This window comes from Chryseobacterium oranimense, assembly GCF_900129755.1.
Taxonomy (GTDB): Bacteria; Bacteroidota; Bacteroidia; order Flavobacteriales; family Weeksellaceae; genus Chryseobacterium; species Chryseobacterium oranimense.
Genome location: NZ_FQWT01000007.1, coordinates 205,247 through 223,052, shown reverse-complemented (window position 1 = coordinate 223,052; position 17,806 = coordinate 205,247). Strand labels below are relative to the sequence as shown.

Sequence of the window (17,806 nt, the reverse complement as noted above, 5' to 3'; positions counted from 1 at the left end):
AAAACATCAAAACACTTTATAAAAAGCTATCTGTCAATGTTTTATATAATGACTTAAATAATTGTACTTATCATTTGTGTTATAACAATCTTCTTATCAACTTCTTTTGTCCGGCAAAAAACAGCAGATAAAAAATCTTTTTTTTCATCGGCAAAGATAAAAGATAATTCTTACCAAAACGATTATAGTTTAATATATCTCGAATTTTTATTTTCCTTTCTTCCATAAAAACGGCCAGTTCAGCATCCATTTTATAAAATATACCGCTGTCTTTTACAAAAGCCAAGTAAGCCAGAAAAGAATATACCCCTTCAAAAATCTGGAAATTTTTAAGCTCTTTTCTTTTGTGGGAATATCCCGATTTTTCAAATGCGGCTTCCACATCCTTTACTGCTTTCAGGATATCAAGGCCTTTTTCCGTATGGGTTTTTGTAATAGAATCCGTACGTTCCAGGTACTGATAGTGAAAGTTCTGGGTCTGGGCCAAAGCTTTACATTCCAAAAGCAACTGTGGTATCAGCTGAATATCTTCAAAATGAACTCCTTTTTTAAATTTTCTATGTTCGAAAAGCTCTTTTTTAAACAACTTGTTACAGGCAAAGTAGCTGAGATCCGAAAAAACAGAGAAATGATCTTCCAGTTCTATCTTTTCAGGCATATTGGGAATCTGCGTCAGCTTTTGGGTTATTTTCCCGTACTGATCTACCTTTTGAATATTGCAGATAACCATTTTAGCCTGATGTTTTTCTGCCAGCTGCAACATTTCTTCGAACATGGTCTCCGTAACGTAGTCGTCACTGTCTACAAAACCTATATACGTCCCTGAAGCTCTTTCTATCCCAAAATTTCTGGCATCACTTAAACCACCGTTCTCTTTGGAAAAAGCTTTTATCTTCTCAGGAAAATTCTTTGCATACTCTTTAATAATAAGTCCCGAACGGTCTTTGCTGCCGTCATCAACAACTACAATCTCAATATCCTGAAGAGTTTGGCCAACCAGGGAATCCAGGCATTTCGCCAGATAATTTTCTACGTTATAAACGGGAACTATAACTGAAACCATCATTTTCTTCCTTCTAAATTAACAATTCCGTTGGCCAGAAATTCGCTGAATTTCTGATATCCCTGCTTATTCAAATGAAGAGGATCTGCATATAAACCCCGGTCTTTATCGTAATCAGGGCTTACTTCATCAAAATTGAGCATGATCACCTTTTTATCGAGGCCATCGTTTTTTAATTCTTCGGACAGGGCATTCCTGTATTCGGGTATTTTAAATTGATTGCCTTCATTCAAAACCAATTCAGCCCCTCTGTTACTGAGGCTGCTGATTATATTTTTATTTTTAAAATCTTCTTCAACGCCAAATTCCGGAAGGGAAACTATAACCGGCCTGATGTTATAATGCAGAAGTGTTTTAATGATCATCACCATATGATGGGTATAAAATCCGGGGCCAACATGGGTGGCAGCATCATTCACTCCGGCAATGACGATGCAGTAATCCGGCTTTTTTTCTATGATTTTTTTGGAGGAAAATTCTTCAGTGTCATCTTTAAAGAGGTTTTCATAAATCTTTTTGGTTTTAGCACCAGGATTTCCCGAAGAATAAATCTGTGACTGTATTCCTTTATCCAAAAGCTTTTTCTGTAAAAGTGAATCCAGATTCTGCCTTACCACCCAACTGTCGCCAATAATACCGATTTGCAAACCGTTTTCCGGTTTTGTACGGGAAGAAAAATAATCTTTCTCGCCGGCATAGGAATATTTATTCCAGAAATACACGAAGCAGAATACTCCGGCTAACAGAACAATACTTATTAATAATTTTTTTTTCATCTTATGTGTACTTAAAAAGTCAGCCTGGGATTAAGCGTTCCTCTTTTTGCTTCTTCAAAATCTTTTTTAGAACATGGAATACAGTTTTCTATGTTTTCATCTTCTCCAAAATACCAGAGATTACTGAAAGTATCCCTTTTGAAAGCATATTGTTCATCATCAATCAAAACATAGAACAGCTCGTAATGCCTTTCTTTCGGGTGAGACCGCTGGATATTGATCCCTTCAATGAGGTACCAGAGCATTTGTGCAAGAAGTTGGTGATTTAGCTGGCTTTCGGAGTAAATATTATAATTAAAAATTCCTACGGATTTTAAATTCTCACTCAGCCCTATTTCTTTCATATAGGCACATATTTCTCTCCTGTTCAGTCCATTGACCTGAGGATTCATCGAAAATGGCTCACTGAAACTTTCAATAGCATCACAGTTTAGGGTAACCAGATCTGCTTTTCTGAAAAACGGTTCTGTCTTTTCCGTGGAATTCATCATTTCCGCCAGACGCACAATATCAAACTGCACCTCTTTGATCAGTCTTACCGAATCTGTTTCGTTCAAATGTTTCTGATAACCCAGATGGTGATAATTCTTGATGGAAAAATTTTTGGAACCGAGTATTTTCCCCAAAAAGGTGTGCTCGTTAATTGTTTCGCCCTGCTGCAGGGAAATAATATTGCTGATCTGGGTATAGTTGATATTTTGCTTATGAAAATTCAGTGTTGAGAATAATGAAAAGGCAAAATCATTGGATCCCCCAATAATGACCGGAAGAGCTCTCTTGTAATGGCATGCCGACAGAACTTCCTGCAGGATGTAGTGTGAATCCTGAACAGATTTTCCGGAAACCAGATCCCCAAGATCTACGACAGGAACTTCAAAATCCAGTTGTGAAAGTTTATAAAATTCTTTTCTCACCGCTGTAAAGTCCTGTACTTCCGCATCACCGCCCGCACCTCTGTAATCTGAAACAAAAAGAAGAACAATGCTGTCTTCCTTTATATCTTTCGTGATTCTGCTGCCAATCTGCCAGCTTTCCGCTTTGAAATTCCTTGGTGAAATAATAAAATCTTCAAAATCCATATTTTAATCTGAGAACTTGAGAATAGGTTAATTTAACAAATATCTTTATTAAACAAACATACAAAAAAACCACAGCAAGTTGATAAACTGCGGTATTTTTATTGATAAAAAAAGCCGTCAACACTTATGTTAACGGCTTTATATAGTTATTTTCCTATTACTTTTTCTTGGCCACTGTCTTTTTTGCAGCGGTTGTTTTTTTAGCGGCAGGTTTTTTGGCTGCCGGTTTCTTTTTCTCTGCAAAAGCATTTTTATCCTGATCGGTGATCCATTTTTTAACCTCATCAAGAGATACTTCTTTCAGATCTTCAGCTTCATATTTCGTATCATCTTTTTTCTTAGGGATCTTGAACATGGCTTTCCCGAACTTTACAAATGGGCCCCATCTTCCGTTTTCAATAGAGATTTTCTCTTTTTCCCACTGCTGGATGTATCGGTTGGCTTCTTTTTCAAGCTTGGCATCAATCAGTTCATTAATGTCGCTTTGGGAAAGGTTGTCGAAATTATATTTTTTCGGAACATTCACAAAAATATCTTTGTATTTGATGAACGGCCCGAATCTTCCTGTTCCTTTCGTTACAGGGTCTCCTTTATACGTTGCGATCGGTGCATCTGCTTTTTTCTTCTCGTTGATAATCTCTTCTGCACGCGCCTGATTAACAGAAAGCGGATCTTCTCCTTTCGGAATGCTGATAAAGGTTTCGCCCCATTTTACATAAGGCCCGAATCTTCCTACTCCTACTGAAACCGGCTGTCCCTCAAATGCCTCAAGCTCAAATGGCAGTTTGAAAAGCTCAAGAGCCTCTGCTAAAGAGATTGTTGCAATATTCTGACCTGCCATTAATGATGCGAAAATCGGTTTTTCCTCATCTTCCGTTTCACCGATCTGGATCATGGCTCCGAATCTTCCGATTCTTGCATGAACGTTTTTACCGGTTTTGGGATCTACTCCAAGAAGCCTGTCTCCGGTGGCTCTGTCTGCATTTTCTTCTACATCTTCAATTCTCGGATGGAATTTTGAGTAGAAATTGGTCATCATTTCTTTCCACTTCTGATCTCCGTTGGCAATTTCGTCAAAGCTTTCTTCCACTCTGGCAGTAAATCCATAATCAAGGATTTCTTTGAAATTATCCGTCAGGAAGTCATTTACGACTTCACCGATGTCTGTAGGTACAAATTTATTTTTATCACCCCCGAATTTTTCTTCAAGGACTTCTTTTTTGATCTTGTCTTTTGTAAGGGACATTTTCACCACCTCACGGGTTTGAGGATCGATCTCTCTTTTGTCCACATATTCCCTGTTCTGGATGGTCTGGATCGTCGGTGCATAAGTAGACGGACGTCCAATTCCCAGTTCTTCAAGCTTCTTTACCAAACCTGCTTCCGTATATCTTGCACTCGGTCTGGTAAATTTTTCCGAAGCAGTAATTTTTTTATAGCTTAAAATCTCACCAACACTTACTTTAGGCAGAAGCTTTTCATTGTTTTCCTCATCATCGTCTTCTGTTTTTACAATCCCGTAGGCTTTTAAGAAACCATCAAAGATGATTACCTCTCCCTGGGCTTCAAAATGCTGGGGCAATGAGGCATTTCCTATTTCAATTACGGTTTTCTCAATTTTGGCATTAGCCATCTGAGAAGCCAGTGTTCTTCTGTATATTAGCTGATATAATCTGTTTAATTGGGCATCACCTATGCTTTTTACCGCAAAATCAGTCGGGCGGATCGCTTCGTGAGCTTCCTGTGCAGAAGCAGATTTCGTGGTGTAATTTCTTGGTGATGAGTATTCTGCTCCGTATTCTGAAACGATTTGTTTTTTTGCTCCTTCAATTGCTTCCTGCGAAAGGTTTACCGAGTCCGTTCTCATATAGGTAATATACCCTTCTTCATACAGTCTCTGTGCAAGACGCATGGTGTTGGTTACATTGTATCCTAATCTGGAAGAGGCTTCCTGCTGCAGGGTAGATGTAGTAAACGGCGCAGAAGCAGAACGTGTTCCGGGTTTTGTTTCAACATTCAGAACTTTAAATTCTGTAGTTTTTGCTTTTTCCAGGAATTTTTCTGCGTCTTCTTCTTTTTCGAAGTCTTTTTTAAGCCTGGCGGCAATCTCCTGCTCGGTTTTATTTAAGAAAATACCGTCCAGCTTAAAGCTTGCTTTCGGAACAAATTCACGGATCTCTTTTTCTCTTTCTACAATTAATCTTACCGCTACCGACTGCACTCTTCCTGCAGAAAGACCCGGTTTTACTTTTTTCCAGAGCACCGGAGACATTTCGAAACCTACGATCCTGTCCAGAACTCTTCTTGCCTGCTGGGCATTCACAAGGTTCTGATCGATATCTCTTGGGTTTTCAATGGCTTTTAGAATGGCATTTTTAGTAATCTCGTGGAAAACAATCCTTTTTCTGCTTTCAGGCTTTAACTTCAATTCGTCCGCAAGGTGCCATGCAATAGCTTCTCCTTCGCGGTCTTCATCGGAAGCCAGCCATACCATTTCAGCTTTCTTTACGGCTGCTTTCAATTCTGTTACCAGCTTCTTTTTATCAGCCGAAACTTCGTAATCTGGACTGAATGTGGCAAGGTCTATTCCCATTCCTTTTTTTGGAAGATCACGGATGTGTCCGAAACTCGATTTCACTTCAAAATCCTTCCCTAAATATTTCTGAATAGTTTTTGCTTTTGCCGGTGACTCTACGATTACTAAATTTTTCGACATTCTAAAAATTTTTTGCAAAAGTAAAGCTTTTTTATTATATACATTTTGTTAAAACGGTTTAATTTGATTTTTAGATGGGTTTAATAGGCGTTCCTGAGGGCATTCTTAAACATATCAAGTCCTTTAGAGAGTATGCTTTAGCGTAAAATCCGGCTTACATGAGACGGATGATATAGAATTTTTCACCAATGGTGATAGATGTAAAACATATAAAACCCATAAAAAAGCAGAACAGGAAACCCTATTCTGCTTTATCTACTATTTTTTAATTTATTGTTTGATAATTTTCACAATTTCTTCTGCGTTATTAATCCTCACCAAATATACTCCTGAACTGAGTGAGGATACGTCTGTTTTACCATTCTCAAATTTTCCGGATCTGACCAACTGGCCGGATGCATTATAAATCTGGTAGTAATAACCGTCTTTTTCCTGGGTATTGATGTACAGAATATCCTTTACCGGATTTGGAAATAAAGAGATTTTGTTCTTATTTACTTTTTCTGCAACCTCAGCACTGCTGAAAGGCGTAGCTGCTTTCCCTGAAGCCAGAGCTGTAACAGGCAATCTTGGAATAGGACCTTCCTCATTTCCCTGAGCATCATATTTTATTCTTACGCATCTGCAGCTTGTTGCAAAATACGGATCATTATTATCATTAAAGGCAATAAAACGGTTGGCCGTAGACGCTGCATCAAACATTACATTCACTGATCTTCCCAGATAATTCGAAGCTAAACCTGCTGTCCATACTGCAGGATACTGGAAATTGACATTATTAAATGTCCCTGTAGGGGTCTGATTGGCTATCACATTTCTGTACCCCCGCGTCCCGGAATCCGGATAGTTTCCAACCACATAAGATGGCCCTATCAGCATATAGCCTATAGTGGAGGTTGTAGACGGGTTTCTAACTCTATACCCCGAATAGTCTGTACTTACACTATAAAATGTAGCTACATTCTTATCTTTTTTATACCATGGTGACTGTCCAAAATCCTGGTTAGAAATCAAGGCTACATTGCTAAGATCCGGGATCCTCCAACCTTCCGGACATGGGTCAAAAGGAGATTTTTCACCGCCTCTTCCCCATCGGTCAGGAGCGAGGTTGGGTTCATTGGCAAGCCAGTCTGTTCCATTGGTATAATTAGGCATACTGCTGTTATAAGGAGCAAAAGTGCTTGGAATCATATACGTTAAAGGGTTTTTCACGGAATAAGACAGTACTTTTGCTATTTTATCTGCCGGTTTATCTGTACCCTGTGCAACAGATGCCGCGTAAGTATTATAGGGCACTATATAGTTTCCGGACATATTATTATAGGCAGCATACGTTAAAGTAGTATAGGCAACTGTTCCGTTTGCTGATGCTGTCCCTAAAAATATACTAAATGAGGCTCTGTTATCTGCATGCTGGAATGTTGGAATCGGGTCTTTTCTTCCCCACTGATAATGCATTCCTGTAGAGGCGCGTATTTTGGCAAGCTCAGCAGAAGTAGGCGTAAGGGCATTGGCAACGATCGGAAATGCATCTACCGCTCCAAGGTTACGGTCCATAAATTCTGTCTGAAGTATGACATCAGCTTTATTTACATAATTTATATAGTTCACAGCTTCGGACACCGGAAGTTCCGTTTTATAGGTATAGGATCCAAGAGGAGAGTCGGTGATCCAGATGTGCCAGCTCCAATATACAGGAGCGGTAATACTTCCGTTATGCAGGGTTACAACGGCATTTCCACTTTGATTTGGATTGATGTCCACTGAAATTTTTGAATCACTGAGGCTTTGAAGTGAATTAGGAGAAGGATTAATCACGGATATCCTGTTAATCAGAGCCGTATTGGTAGTCCAGAGGACATTTGCTTTTAGACTGTTAAAATTCGCAGGAGCCAATATATCCTGATTATTTAAAAGCTGGCTCTGTACCGAGAAAGCTTTGCTCACAGGAATCTCTACAGTAAAAAGAGTCGATTTTTTTACATCCTGATACGTATTGGGATTATTGATACCTTCCCTGTATTCTGCAGGAGGATCAAGATATTCTGAAGGGAAATCATAGTTGTCTACAATATAAAGAGGATCTTTAATACATCTGCATCCATTGGCCTCGGAAGTATACATTCCTGACATAGGCATGTAAAAATACCTCCCTTTGATATTGGGATAATTAGGATCGGGTACGTCCGGCTGGCCTTTATCGGGAATCATATAAAGACCTCTTGTAGTTACTGCCGGAGAAGAATCAAAGTGTCGGGTCATAGTTGCAGTCCACAAAGCAACATGGTGCTGATCGGTATACTGCCCCTGATGAGCAGCCCTTATCAGCTGTCCGGTTCCGGGAAAAATACCCATATCATTTCCTCCTGCATTAGAGAGATCAAAACCTAAATTAGGATAAACCTTAAATCCGGTCATGAAAGACGGAACGCCATTATCAGTAGGCTTTATAATATGGTATTTATTGGTTTCGAAAACATTTTTTGCCAGGTTGGTTCTGACGCCGAAAGGGGAAAAATCGAGCCTTATATCATCCACATAAGTCTGAGAAGCCAGGTTGGCGACAAGCATTGACGGCATTCTCCATCCATTCGGGCATGGATCGTAAGATGATTTACTTCTATAAGGCCTTGCACTGGCATCATTGTTATATCCTGTGCTGATGAGTCCCTGGGAATTATCTGACCAAAGATTAAGCTCCGAAAGCCTGTTATCAGGCAGCACTGTTGAACGTCCGAACCAGTTAACCTGAAGATTAAGGTTGTTATTATAGTACGCCTGGCCGCTGTTATCATCTTTGTTTACGTAGATCAGGCTAAGCGGATTCTTAATGGAAAGTCTGATATTATTGGTTACTTCAGCATTTGAAAAGAGAACATATTTCGTAAGGTTATCAATATTTACAGCACCGGTCAGGTTCTTGGCTCCCCTATGCCTTACTCTTCCTATAGATCCTGAAACTTCATAGAAATCATTTCCCCTTGTCACTAACGGCGGGATAGGATCTTTCCTGCCCCATTGATACAGGAGGCCGCTGCTTCTATTCCAATCTGACGAGGTAATGGAGCTGCTTAAAGCTCCAAGATTACGGTCCATCCAGCCCCAATCGGAATCAGGAATCACCTCAACTGTTCCATCCGCTCTCATTCTTGTGACATTATCAAAGCTTTTATATTTGGAGCCGTTGGAAGGATCATCTGTTACCCATATATGCCAGCTCCAATATACTTCACCGTTCACCTTCAGGGCGATAACAGCATTTCCTTTCTTAGCTTTGTTGATGGGAACCCTTATTTTGGCATTTTCATTGGTACTCATGACTTCCAGCGAGTATCCGGGTCCGGATTTGATAAGACCATGGGTATCCTCCCACAGGACATCGGCTGACATTTTTCCGGAAGGAATCCCCTCATTCTTGAGGTAGCTGTCGTCTTTCCACATAGCATATGCTTTTTTTACGGGAATCAATAAGCCTTCACTCTCCTGCCTGGGATCAAAAATATAACTGTTGGGGGCTTTTGTCCAGTCGGGGACTGCTAAAATTTGATTATTGGGTTTCGTCAGACTATCCCTTCCTGCAGGTACTGATTTACCAGTATAGGTGCCCGGAAAGATCTTTTTTACTTCTATCCTATTCTTGGAATAGGTACATATCGACACTAGGCAAAAAATTGCCGCAAAATTTTTAACTAAATTTTTCATATCCTTAAGCTTGTGTACTATTACAGGAAATACAACTTTTAAGCCCTTGCTATAAATAACCAATTAATATTATAAATAATAAAATTATACATTAATTAAATTGACAATAACAAACGATTAAAAGATTATAGATACAGAAACAGCAATTTCTACTTTTCACACAAAAGTAATTTTTTTTGTTAAAATTTCTTATGATTCAGCTCAATTAGAAATGTAACAATACCGGAAAGCCATAAAAAAAGACAGCTCCAGGGCTGTCTTTGTCAAATATTATATAGTTGTAATAAATTATTTTAAGGGAGAATATGGTTTTTATAAAGTTCAATGGTAAATCTACCTACTTTAATATTTATGAAAGAAGAGAACACCACAAAGTTAAAGATAACAAGTGCAATAATAAAGGCATAAATCATCTTCTTCACTCCACTTGAAACCACATACATGGTATTGGGGATCAAAACATAAGAAAATCCGACAAATGCTCCCACAAGTCTTGATGAGAATACAGGATTATTCCTGAAAATAAAGTAAAAACAGATCCCGATAACTGCATAGTTTCTATGGTATTCGTAATAGGGATATTTTTCTTTCATTTTGGTATCAAATGTAAACAGGAAGAAAGTGAGGATCATCATCATAGCTTCAGGAATCCCGAAACCGCCATTCAACCTTTCTGTAGATTCGTACATATATCCATTTAAGCCATTCACCAGAATATTGTCTGAAGCCATACTATCCAAAAAGCTCCCAAAAACACGGTATATCTCGAACGGTGAAAGAAATACAGAGATAATGATCAGGACGAGCATTATAGTTTTGTTTAAAGGAACACGGGCCAGCCAGTACATTGGAAGAAACAGGTAACACACAGTATGTATTCCTGATGCCAGAAATATAAAGAACAGGTAATGCCACAGTTTCCGCTGTTTGATGTACCGTATCGCGAAATAAACAATAAACGTCCCGAGATTCTGCCTGATCTGTCCGCTTTCCCCAACAAAGAAATAGGGGATGAACATGAAAAGGGTAAAGGTAAAGGGATAAAAAGTATTGTCTTCCGTATATTCTATCTTAAAGAAAATAGCACAGATGGCAATAACCAGGGTAAGGACGTAAAAGGGGGCATTAAAGACATTCAGCAATATCTTATTGATCAGGGTATACAGCCACTCCACTTCCAGCTGGTCAGGCCCCTTCATATGGAGCATCTTCATGAAAATACTGTAGTAGCTCTTCGTATCGGAATAAATGTAGAGTCCTTTATAACTTCCGTAGTCAGGTCCCACATTATCACGGAAACCTACCAATATGATGAGATAGATCCCTAAAAACCAGAACCATTTTTTATCTACTTTCCTACCAAAAACTTCCTGTATACTAAAGAAAAGCATATATACAATCGCAACGATGAAATAGGGATGTAATATACTCATGCTAATCTAATGGAATGTTAATGAATTGAGCATACAGCGGGAAGATGCCAATCTGTATAGATAATGCAGACAGCAGAAAAGGGATACCACTACAAAATAGCAATCCGTTTGTTTTTTCATCATTTTTTTTCAACATATCTAAAACAGATTCTTATTTCTTTAATAAAATATGGGTTTAAAATATATCTTAAGAGGGAACTTTTGCAAAAGTAGAATATTTTTTTATTCTGCCTAGAATATTTTGTTGATTTTCAGACAAAACTTATAGCTGAAATGTTTTGAACTAATACTGAAAAAATTAAATTTGCAGACTTGATTCCATACGCTAATGCATCGTTTTTTTATATTTTTATATTATCTGATTTCTAAAAACAGGATTCTTTCAGTAATTATTGCTTTAGGAATAGCTGTTATATGCGGATTTTTTGCTTCAAAAATTAATTTTGAGGAAGATATCAATCAGATTATCCCTAAAAATGAAAAATCCGATCTTACGGCAAAAGTTCTTAAACAGCTGAATTTTTCAGATAAAATCATTGTCATTATAGAGAACAGATCCAAAGAGGAAGGTTTTTTACTTTCGGAAACGGCAGATACTTTTCTTCAAAAAATTGAACCTTTAAAAAAGTATATCGGAGCTGTCCAGGGAAAGGTGAACGACAGTGAAATTTCTGAAACATTTGATTTTGTAAGTCAGAACCTGCCTCTTTTTCTTGATGAAAACGATTATAGGGAAATTGAAAGGAAACTGCAAAAAGACAGCATATCAAAACAGGTAGAAAGCAATTACGTTTCCCTGGTTTCCCCCACAAGCCTTGTAACGAAAGATTTCATTAAAAAAGATCCGCTGGGAATTACCTATTTAGGGATTAAAAAATTAAATGCCTTAAACATCAGCAAAGATTTTAAGCTTGAAGACAACTATATCGTCACGAAAGACGGAAAAAACCTTTTGCTTTTCATTGATCCTAAAAATAAAAGTAACGACACCAAAGGTAATGAAGCTTTTGTGAATCAGCTCAACCAGATAAAGGATGATATCAATAAGCAGTTTAAAGGAAAAACAGAACTCAGCTATTTCGGTTCTCCGGTAATTGCCGTAGCCAATGCTCAGCAGATCAAAAAAGACATTCAGAATACGGTAATGATCTCTATGACAGTCCTGCTGATCCTGCTGATCTACTATTTCAGGAATTTCTTCACTCCGGTTATCGTATTTCTCCCGACTGTATTTTCAGTATTGCTTGCTCTCTTAATTCTTTATTTTATAAAAGATAAAATCTCAGCTATTTCTTTGAGTGTGGGAGCAATCCTTATCGGGATTACGATAGATTATGCCCTTCATATTCTCACCCATTACAAGCACAACAACAATATTGAAGAACTTTACAAGGAAATCACCCAGCCTATTGTACTGAGCAGCGCTACGACAGCCGTTTCTTTCCTGTGTCTGGTATTTGTGCGTTCCGAAGCACTGAAAGATCTCGGTCTTTTTGCAGCGATTACAGTTATTCTGTCTTCCATTACTGCGTTAATCATCGTTCCTCAACTTTACAAGCCCAAAGAGAAGGAGGACAGGCACAACACTAATTTTATTGACAAGATCGGTTCTTATCCTTACGAGAAAAATAAGCCTCTTATTATAGGATGTTCCATTATTATTGTTGCCTGCCTTTTTGGTTTCAGGCATGTAGGATTCAATGAAGATATCGGCGACCTGAATTATATTCCAAAAGAATTAAAGATAAGTGAGGCTAAGCTCCAGAAGCTTTCCGACATTACCTCCAAATCCATTTATACCATTTCCTACGGAGATTCCGAAGAAAAGGCACTGACAAGAAACACCCGGCTCAGCAGTTTCCTTGAGAAAGAAAAGCAGGAAGGAAAGATCCTGAGCTACAATTCTCTTGGAAACGTTGTACTTTCAGAAAAAGATCAGAAAAAAAGGATCGAGGTATGGAATCAATTCTGGGATGGGGATAAAAAAAGCCGTACAGTTTCGGAACTGGTGAACAGTGGGAATCAGTTTGGTTTCAACAGTGCTGCATTTGATAATTTCAATGGAATTTTAAATAAAACCTATACCCCCTTAAGCCTTCAGGACTATGAGAAGATCAAAGCCTTACAGATCCCTGAATTCCTGAGCAGTGAGAATGGATTTTACACGGTTTCCAATGTTGTAAAAGTGGATGAAAAGAAAAGAGACGCTTTCATAAAAGACGTAGAAAAGAACCACAATGCCCTGGCCATTGACCGCCAGCAGATGAATGAAAATTTCCTGGGACTGCTGAAAAGAGATTTCGGAACGCTCATTAATTATTCCCTTCTGGCCATCATCCTTACCATCATTGTTTTCTTTAGAAATTTTGAACTTACGGTTCTTACCATGTTTCCTATTGTACTGACAGGAATCGTGACAGCAGGTATCCTGTATTTCTTTGGATTAGAATTGAATATTTTCAGCACCGTAGTCTGTACGCTGGTTTTCGGTGTGGGAGATGACTTCAGTATTTTCCTGACAAAAGCTATGCAGAAAGAGCATACGACAGGAAAAAACGAGCTTCCAACCTACAGAACGTCTATTATTCTGGCCGTTTTCACTACTGTTCTGTCTATCGGTTCTTTGATCTTCGCCAAACATCCGGCATTGCATTCACTTGCATTAGTTGCCTTAATCGGGATGTTCTCCGTAATCATTATCACCTCAACGCTTTATCCTTTCTGGTTTAGACTATTGATCACAAACAGGGCAAAAAAAGGACTTTCCCCGATCACCTTCGGGTTATTTTTAAGATCCGTTCTATCCTTTTTATATTATGGATTGGGAGGATTTGTCTTTTCATTGATCGGAAGTATGTTCGTCAAAAGATCAAAAGGAAAAACATTAGATATCATTAAATTGATTTTAGCTAAATTTTTAACATCAGTACTATACACCAACCCATTTGTAAAGAAAAGGGTTATAAAAAATCCGTCGGAAGATTTCAGCAGACCTGCCGTAATCATTGCCAACCATACTTCTTTCCTGGATACGCTGGCCATTGCTATGGTCACTCATAAAATCATCTACCTGGTTAACGACTGGGTATACGAGTCGCCGGTTTTCGGAAGACTGGTAAAGGCGCTTGGCTTTTTCCCTGTTTCTCAGGGAATAGAGAACGGAATGGAAAAACTGAAAGAAAAAATTGACCAGGGCTACTCTCTTGTAGTTTTTCCTGAAGCAGAACGCTCTTATACCAATGACGTCAAAAGATTCCACAAAGGAGCATTTTATCTGGCTGAAGAGTTCGGCCTGGATATTCTTCCGCTGTACATCCACGGAAATTCCGAAGTACTGCCCAAAGGAGACTTCATTATTTATGATGGGGGCATCACCGTAAAAGTAGGGGAAAGGATCAGTAAGGATGATGTCAGCTTTGGAAAGAACTATTCTGAAAGAACGAAAAAGATCAATGCCTATTTCAGAGATCAATTTGCGGAACTTCGTAATAAACTGGAGGACGAGAACTATTTCAGAAAAAAATTATTTTTAAGCTACCTCTACAAAGACAGTGAAGTGGTAAAAGAAGTCAAAGATGATTTTAACACCAACAAATCTGTTTACTTTGAACTGAACCAATATATCCCGAAAGACGCATCAATTCTGCACCTAGCAGATGATTCTGGACAGAAGGATATCCTGCTCACCCTTTACCAGGCGGAAAGAAGAATTTTTTCTTTCATTAAAGATGAAGAAAGAAGGGCAACAGCCCAACAAACCTATTTGGTAAAAAGAAGAAAACTGAACTATATTAGCAGCATCCCGGAAATCAATAAAAAGATTGACATCCTTCTGATTTCAGATAAAAATTTTGATATTGGTACGCTGAAGGAACTTCCTGAGACCATTATTCTGCTGAACATACCACATTATGAACTGAAAAATTCAGATTATCAGCAGAAATTCAGTTCACAGGCAATAAAAATATTCAAAAAACACTAAATAAATATGAAAAGCATATTTTTGTAACCGCTAAAGAATATTAATGAAAAAAAACATACTGATCATTTACTATTCGCAAACCGGCCAGCTGGAGGATATTGTGAAGAATGTGGCCCGCCCTTTCGAAGCCAGAAAGGAAGAATACGATGTTACCTATTATAATATCAGGCTGAAAGAAGACTTCCCTTTCCCATGGCCGGGAGACGTTTTCTTCAACACTTTCCCTGAATCTTATCTTCAGATCCCAAGAGAGATTTTTCCGCCTTCTGATGAGATCCTGAATAAGAAGTATGACCTCATCTTATTCGGATACCAGGTTTGGTACCTTACCCCATCCATTCCTATCATTTCTTTCCTGAAAAGCGGTTTCGCGGAAAAGATAATGAAAGACACCGATGTGGTTACCATTTCAGGCACCCGCAACATGTGGATGCTTTCCCAGGAGAAGCTGAAGGTTTATTTAAAAAATCTTGGCGCAAAATTGGTAGGGAATATTGCTTTGGTAGACAGGCATGACAATTATACAAGCGTTCTGACGATCTTACGCTGGCTGACCACCGGACAGAAAGAAAAATCCGGTATGTTGCCGGCAGCAGGTATTTCGGATGAGGAAATTGCAGGCTCAGTAAAATATGGAAATATTATAGAAAAACATTTCAGCAGCGGAAACCTATCCGGTCTTCAGCCGGATCTGGTAAAGAATGGCGCCGTAGAGATCCGTCCTTTTTTAGTAAGAGTGGAAAAAGTAGGCAACAAGATCTTTACCGTATGGTCCAACCTCATTATCAAGAAAAAAGAGAAGCGTCCATTGCTGATAAAATTCTTTAAGGTATATTTGATGGCCGCGATATGGATTATTTCACCTGTCGTCTTAGTTTTACACTTACTGACAACCCCTATATTTTGGTTTAAAAGACAAAAACAAAAAACATATTTACAAGGAATTAATTTAAAATAGAATGTACGACGTATTTATAACAAAAGCATCAACATATTTACCCAACAGCCCGGTATCAAATGATGAAATGGAAACTTATCTTGGTCTGATCAACGGGGTTCCTTCTAAAGCAAAATCACTGATTTTAAGAAATAACAAGATCACCACAAGATATTATGCTTTAGACAAAGAAGGAAATCCTACCCATACCAATGCACAGCTGACAGCAAAAGCTGTAGAAGGATTATTCGATGAAAATTTCAAAAAGGAAGATATGAAGCTGTTGTCCGTTGGAACCACTTCTCCGGACCAGATGCAGCCTTCCCACGCTTCTATGGTTCACGGTGAGCTGAATATCGGGAAATCTATTGAAATTAATACCGCTACCGGCTTATGCAACTCAGGAATGAATGCCCTGAACTACGGATTTCTTTCCGTAAAGGCCGGTGTACAGGAAAATGCCGTTTGTGCAGGTTCTGAAAGAATGTCTGCCTGGATGACTGCAGATAAATTCAACCATGAAGCGGAAAATTTAAAGTTACTGGAAGAAAGACCTATCATTGCTTTCAAGAGAGAATTCCTCAGATGGATGCTTTCTGACGGTGCGGGTGCCTTCCTTTTAGAAAATAAACCAAGAGAAAATCAGATTTCTTTAAAAATAGAATTTATTGATTTTTACTCTTATGCCCACGAAATTGAAGCCTGTATGTATGCCGGATGCGACAAGCAGGAAGATGGAAGCCTGAAATCATGGGCAGATTACCCTTCTGACGAATGGCTGAAAGAATCTATTTTTGCAATTAAGCAGGATACAAAGATCCTGGACAAATATATCCTTGTAAAAGGAGCGGAAAGCTTAAGATCTTCTTTCGACAAACACAATCTGGACCCGGCGAAAATAGACCATGTTCTGGCTCACATTTCTTCAGGTTATTTTAAAGACGGATTGAGAGAAGAGTTTGCTAAAAAAGGCATGGATTTCCCTGCTGAGAAATGGTTCTATAATCTTTCCGAGGTTGGAAATATTGGTGCCGGTTCTATTTTCATCGCACTGGAAGAATTAATGAATTCCGGAACTTTGAAAAAAGGAAAAAAAGTACTCCTGTGTGTTCCTGAAAGTGGAAGATTTGCCTACTCTTGTGCCCTGTTAACTGTTTGCTAATGAAACACCAACTGCCGACATCTGATCAGGATTTTGTAGGAAGCCTTATTCCGCAGCGTTTTCCGTTTGTCATGGTTCATGAGCTTTCGGAATATTCTGATGAACATCTTGTATCAGGGTTTGAAATCAGGGAAGAGAATATTTTTATTCAGGATGGCGTATTTCAGGCTTCAGGTCTTATTGAGCACCAGGCACAGAGTGTTGCTTTACACACAGGCTACAAATATTACCTGCTAGGAAAAGATGCGCCTACCGGATATATCGGAGCAATCAAATCTTTTGAAGCCGAAACTTTACCCAGGACAGGAGACCGTTTGGTATCGGAAGTAACGATCCTCAATGAAATAATGGGAGTAACCCTGGTAGACATCGTCACGAAACTGAATGGCGTGATCATTGCAAAATCTCAGATGAAAACTGCCGTAAAATAAACTGTAAATGGAAATCAAGGAAGAGAATATCATTAATATACACAACTTTCTGCCGCACCGCGAACCGATGCTGATGGCAGATTATATCCTGGAACTGACCAAAGAAAAAGTTGTGACTTCCTTTGAGATCAAAGAAGATAACATTTTTGTTCACCATGGTGAATTTGCAGAAGCCGGCCTGATTGAAAATCTTGCCCAGACCTGCTCATCTATCTTGGGACAGAGTTTTTTTGAAAATCCCGAAGCAGACACCAAAGTGATTGGCTTTATTACCAATATCAAAAAAATTGAAGTATTTGCACTTCCTAAAATTGGAGATAAGATCATTTCAAAAGCTTCACTGATCTCCCAGTATGAAAATATCTGTAATATTTTTTGCGAAACTTTTCATGATGATGAGATATTGATCAGGGGAGAGATTAATCTGTTTATTCAGGAGGTGAAATCTTAGAGATATTTATTTTGATTTAATTATATAACCGCACAAATTGTGCGGTTTTTTGTTTTTAATCACGGATGACATAG

The 17,806-nt window shown here is 38.6% G+C and carries 11 protein-coding genes; 5 read left to right on the top strand and 6 right to left on the bottom strand.

Features of this window, described 5'->3' with window-relative positions; genetic code table 11:
• Positions 1–79 precede the first annotated feature (79 nt).
• The 6 genes from BUB03_RS18965 to BUB03_RS18940 all read right to left on the bottom strand — a co-directional run bounded on the left by BUB03_RS18965 (position 80) and on the right by BUB03_RS18940 (position 10,769).
• Positions 80–1,066 carry a glycosyltransferase family 2 protein gene (locus tag BUB03_RS18965; RefSeq protein WP_073066120.1) on the bottom strand — a complete coding sequence of 329 codons (987 nt, stop codon included), beginning with the start codon at positions 1,064–1,066 and terminating at the stop codon, positions 80–82.
• A complete protein-coding gene (locus BUB03_RS18960; protein WP_073066116.1) occupies positions 1,063–1,839 on the bottom strand; it encodes an SGNH/GDSL hydrolase family protein in 777 nt (258 codons plus the stop codon). Before BUB03_RS18960 ends, BUB03_RS18965 begins: the two co-directional genes overlap by 4 nt.
• 11 nt (positions 1,840–1,850) lie before the next feature.
• Complete coding sequence (locus BUB03_RS18955) at positions 1,851–2,918, bottom strand: formimidoylglutamase (RefSeq protein WP_042280039.1); 1,068 nt, start codon at positions 2,916–2,918, stop codon at positions 1,851–1,853.
• 157 nt (positions 2,919–3,075) lie between these two features.
• Entirely contained in the window at positions 3,076–5,634 is a 2,559-nt protein-coding gene (gene topA, locus BUB03_RS18950; protein WP_073066113.1) for a type I DNA topoisomerase, read from the bottom strand.
• 270 nt (positions 5,635–5,904) lie between these two features.
• Positions 5,905–9,336 carry a T9SS type A sorting domain-containing protein gene (locus BUB03_RS18945; protein WP_139258929.1) on the bottom strand — a complete coding sequence of 1,144 codons (3,432 nt, stop codon included), beginning with the start codon at positions 9,334–9,336 and terminating at the stop codon, positions 5,905–5,907.
• 293 nt (positions 9,337–9,629) lie between these two features.
• Positions 9,630–10,769 (bottom strand): EpsG family protein, encoded by a 1,140-nt coding sequence (locus BUB03_RS18940; RefSeq protein WP_042280036.1) that lies wholly within the window; start codon positions 10,767–10,769, stop codon positions 9,630–9,632.
• Between the two features lie 328 nt (positions 10,770–11,097).
• On the opposite strand from BUB03_RS18940, the gene BUB03_RS18935 reads away from it, so the two are divergent.
• From BUB03_RS18935 to BUB03_RS18915, 5 genes are read left to right on the top strand one after another with little or no spacing between them, the layout of a single operon-like run.
• Positions 11,098–14,751 (top strand): MMPL family transporter, encoded by a 3,654-nt coding sequence (locus BUB03_RS18935; RefSeq protein ID WP_073066111.1) that lies wholly within the window; start codon positions 11,098–11,100, stop codon positions 14,749–14,751.
• 43 nt (positions 14,752–14,794) lie between these two features.
• On the top strand, positions 14,795–15,709 hold the full coding sequence (locus BUB03_RS18930; RefSeq protein WP_073066108.1) for a hypothetical protein: 915 nt from the start codon (positions 14,795–14,797) through the stop codon (positions 15,707–15,709).
• 1 nt (position 15,710) lies between these two features.
• The gene (locus tag BUB03_RS18925) at positions 15,711–16,850 is read left to right on the top strand and encodes a dialkylresorcinol biosynthesis protein DarB (protein WP_073066106.1); all 1,140 of its coding nucleotides are present in this window, start codon (positions 15,711–15,713) and stop codon (positions 16,848–16,850) included.
• Positions 16,850–17,281, top strand: coding sequence for a hotdog family protein (locus tag BUB03_RS18920; protein WP_073066103.1), 432 nt, complete (start codon positions 16,850–16,852; stop codon positions 17,279–17,281). Before BUB03_RS18925 ends, BUB03_RS18920 begins: the two co-directional genes overlap by 1 nt.
• A 7-nt stretch (positions 17,282–17,288) precedes the next feature.
• Positions 17,289–17,732, top strand: a complete 444-nt coding sequence (locus BUB03_RS18915) for a hotdog family protein (RefSeq protein WP_073066101.1) — start codon at positions 17,289–17,291, stop codon at positions 17,730–17,732.
• Positions 17,733–17,806: the final 74 nt, after the last annotated feature.

Coding starts and splice junctions, on each gene's coding strand:
- BUB03_RS18965 (WP_073066120.1), bottom strand. CDS start 1,066: ATGATGGTTTCAGTTATAGTTCCCGTTTATAACGTAGAAAATTATCTG.
- BUB03_RS18960 (WP_073066116.1), bottom strand. CDS start 1,839: ATGAAAAAAAAATTATTAATAAGTATTGTTCTGTTAGCCGGAGTATTC.
- BUB03_RS18955 (WP_042280039.1), bottom strand. CDS start 2,918: ATGGATTTTGAAGATTTTATTATTTCACCAAGGAATTTCAAAGCGGAA.
- topA (WP_073066113.1), bottom strand. CDS start 5,634: ATGTCGAAAAATTTAGTAATCGTAGAGTCACCGGCAAAAGCAAAAACT.
- BUB03_RS18945 (WP_139258929.1), bottom strand. CDS start 9,336: ATGAAAAATTTAGTTAAAAATTTTGCGGCAATTTTTTGCCTAGTGTCG.
- BUB03_RS18940 (WP_042280036.1), bottom strand. CDS start 10,769: ATGAGTATATTACATCCCTATTTCATCGTTGCGATTGTATATATGCTT.
- BUB03_RS18935 (WP_073066111.1), top strand. CDS start 11,098: ATGCATCGTTTTTTTATATTTTTATATTATCTGATTTCTAAAAACAGG.
- BUB03_RS18930 (WP_073066108.1), top strand. CDS start 14,795: ATGAAAAAAAACATACTGATCATTTACTATTCGCAAACCGGCCAGCTG.
- BUB03_RS18925 (WP_073066106.1), top strand. CDS start 15,711: ATGTACGACGTATTTATAACAAAAGCATCAACATATTTACCCAACAGC.
- BUB03_RS18920 (WP_073066103.1), top strand. CDS start 16,850: ATGAAACACCAACTGCCGACATCTGATCAGGATTTTGTAGGAAGCCTT.
- BUB03_RS18915 (WP_073066101.1), top strand. CDS start 17,289: ATGGAAATCAAGGAAGAGAATATCATTAATATACACAACTTTCTGCCG.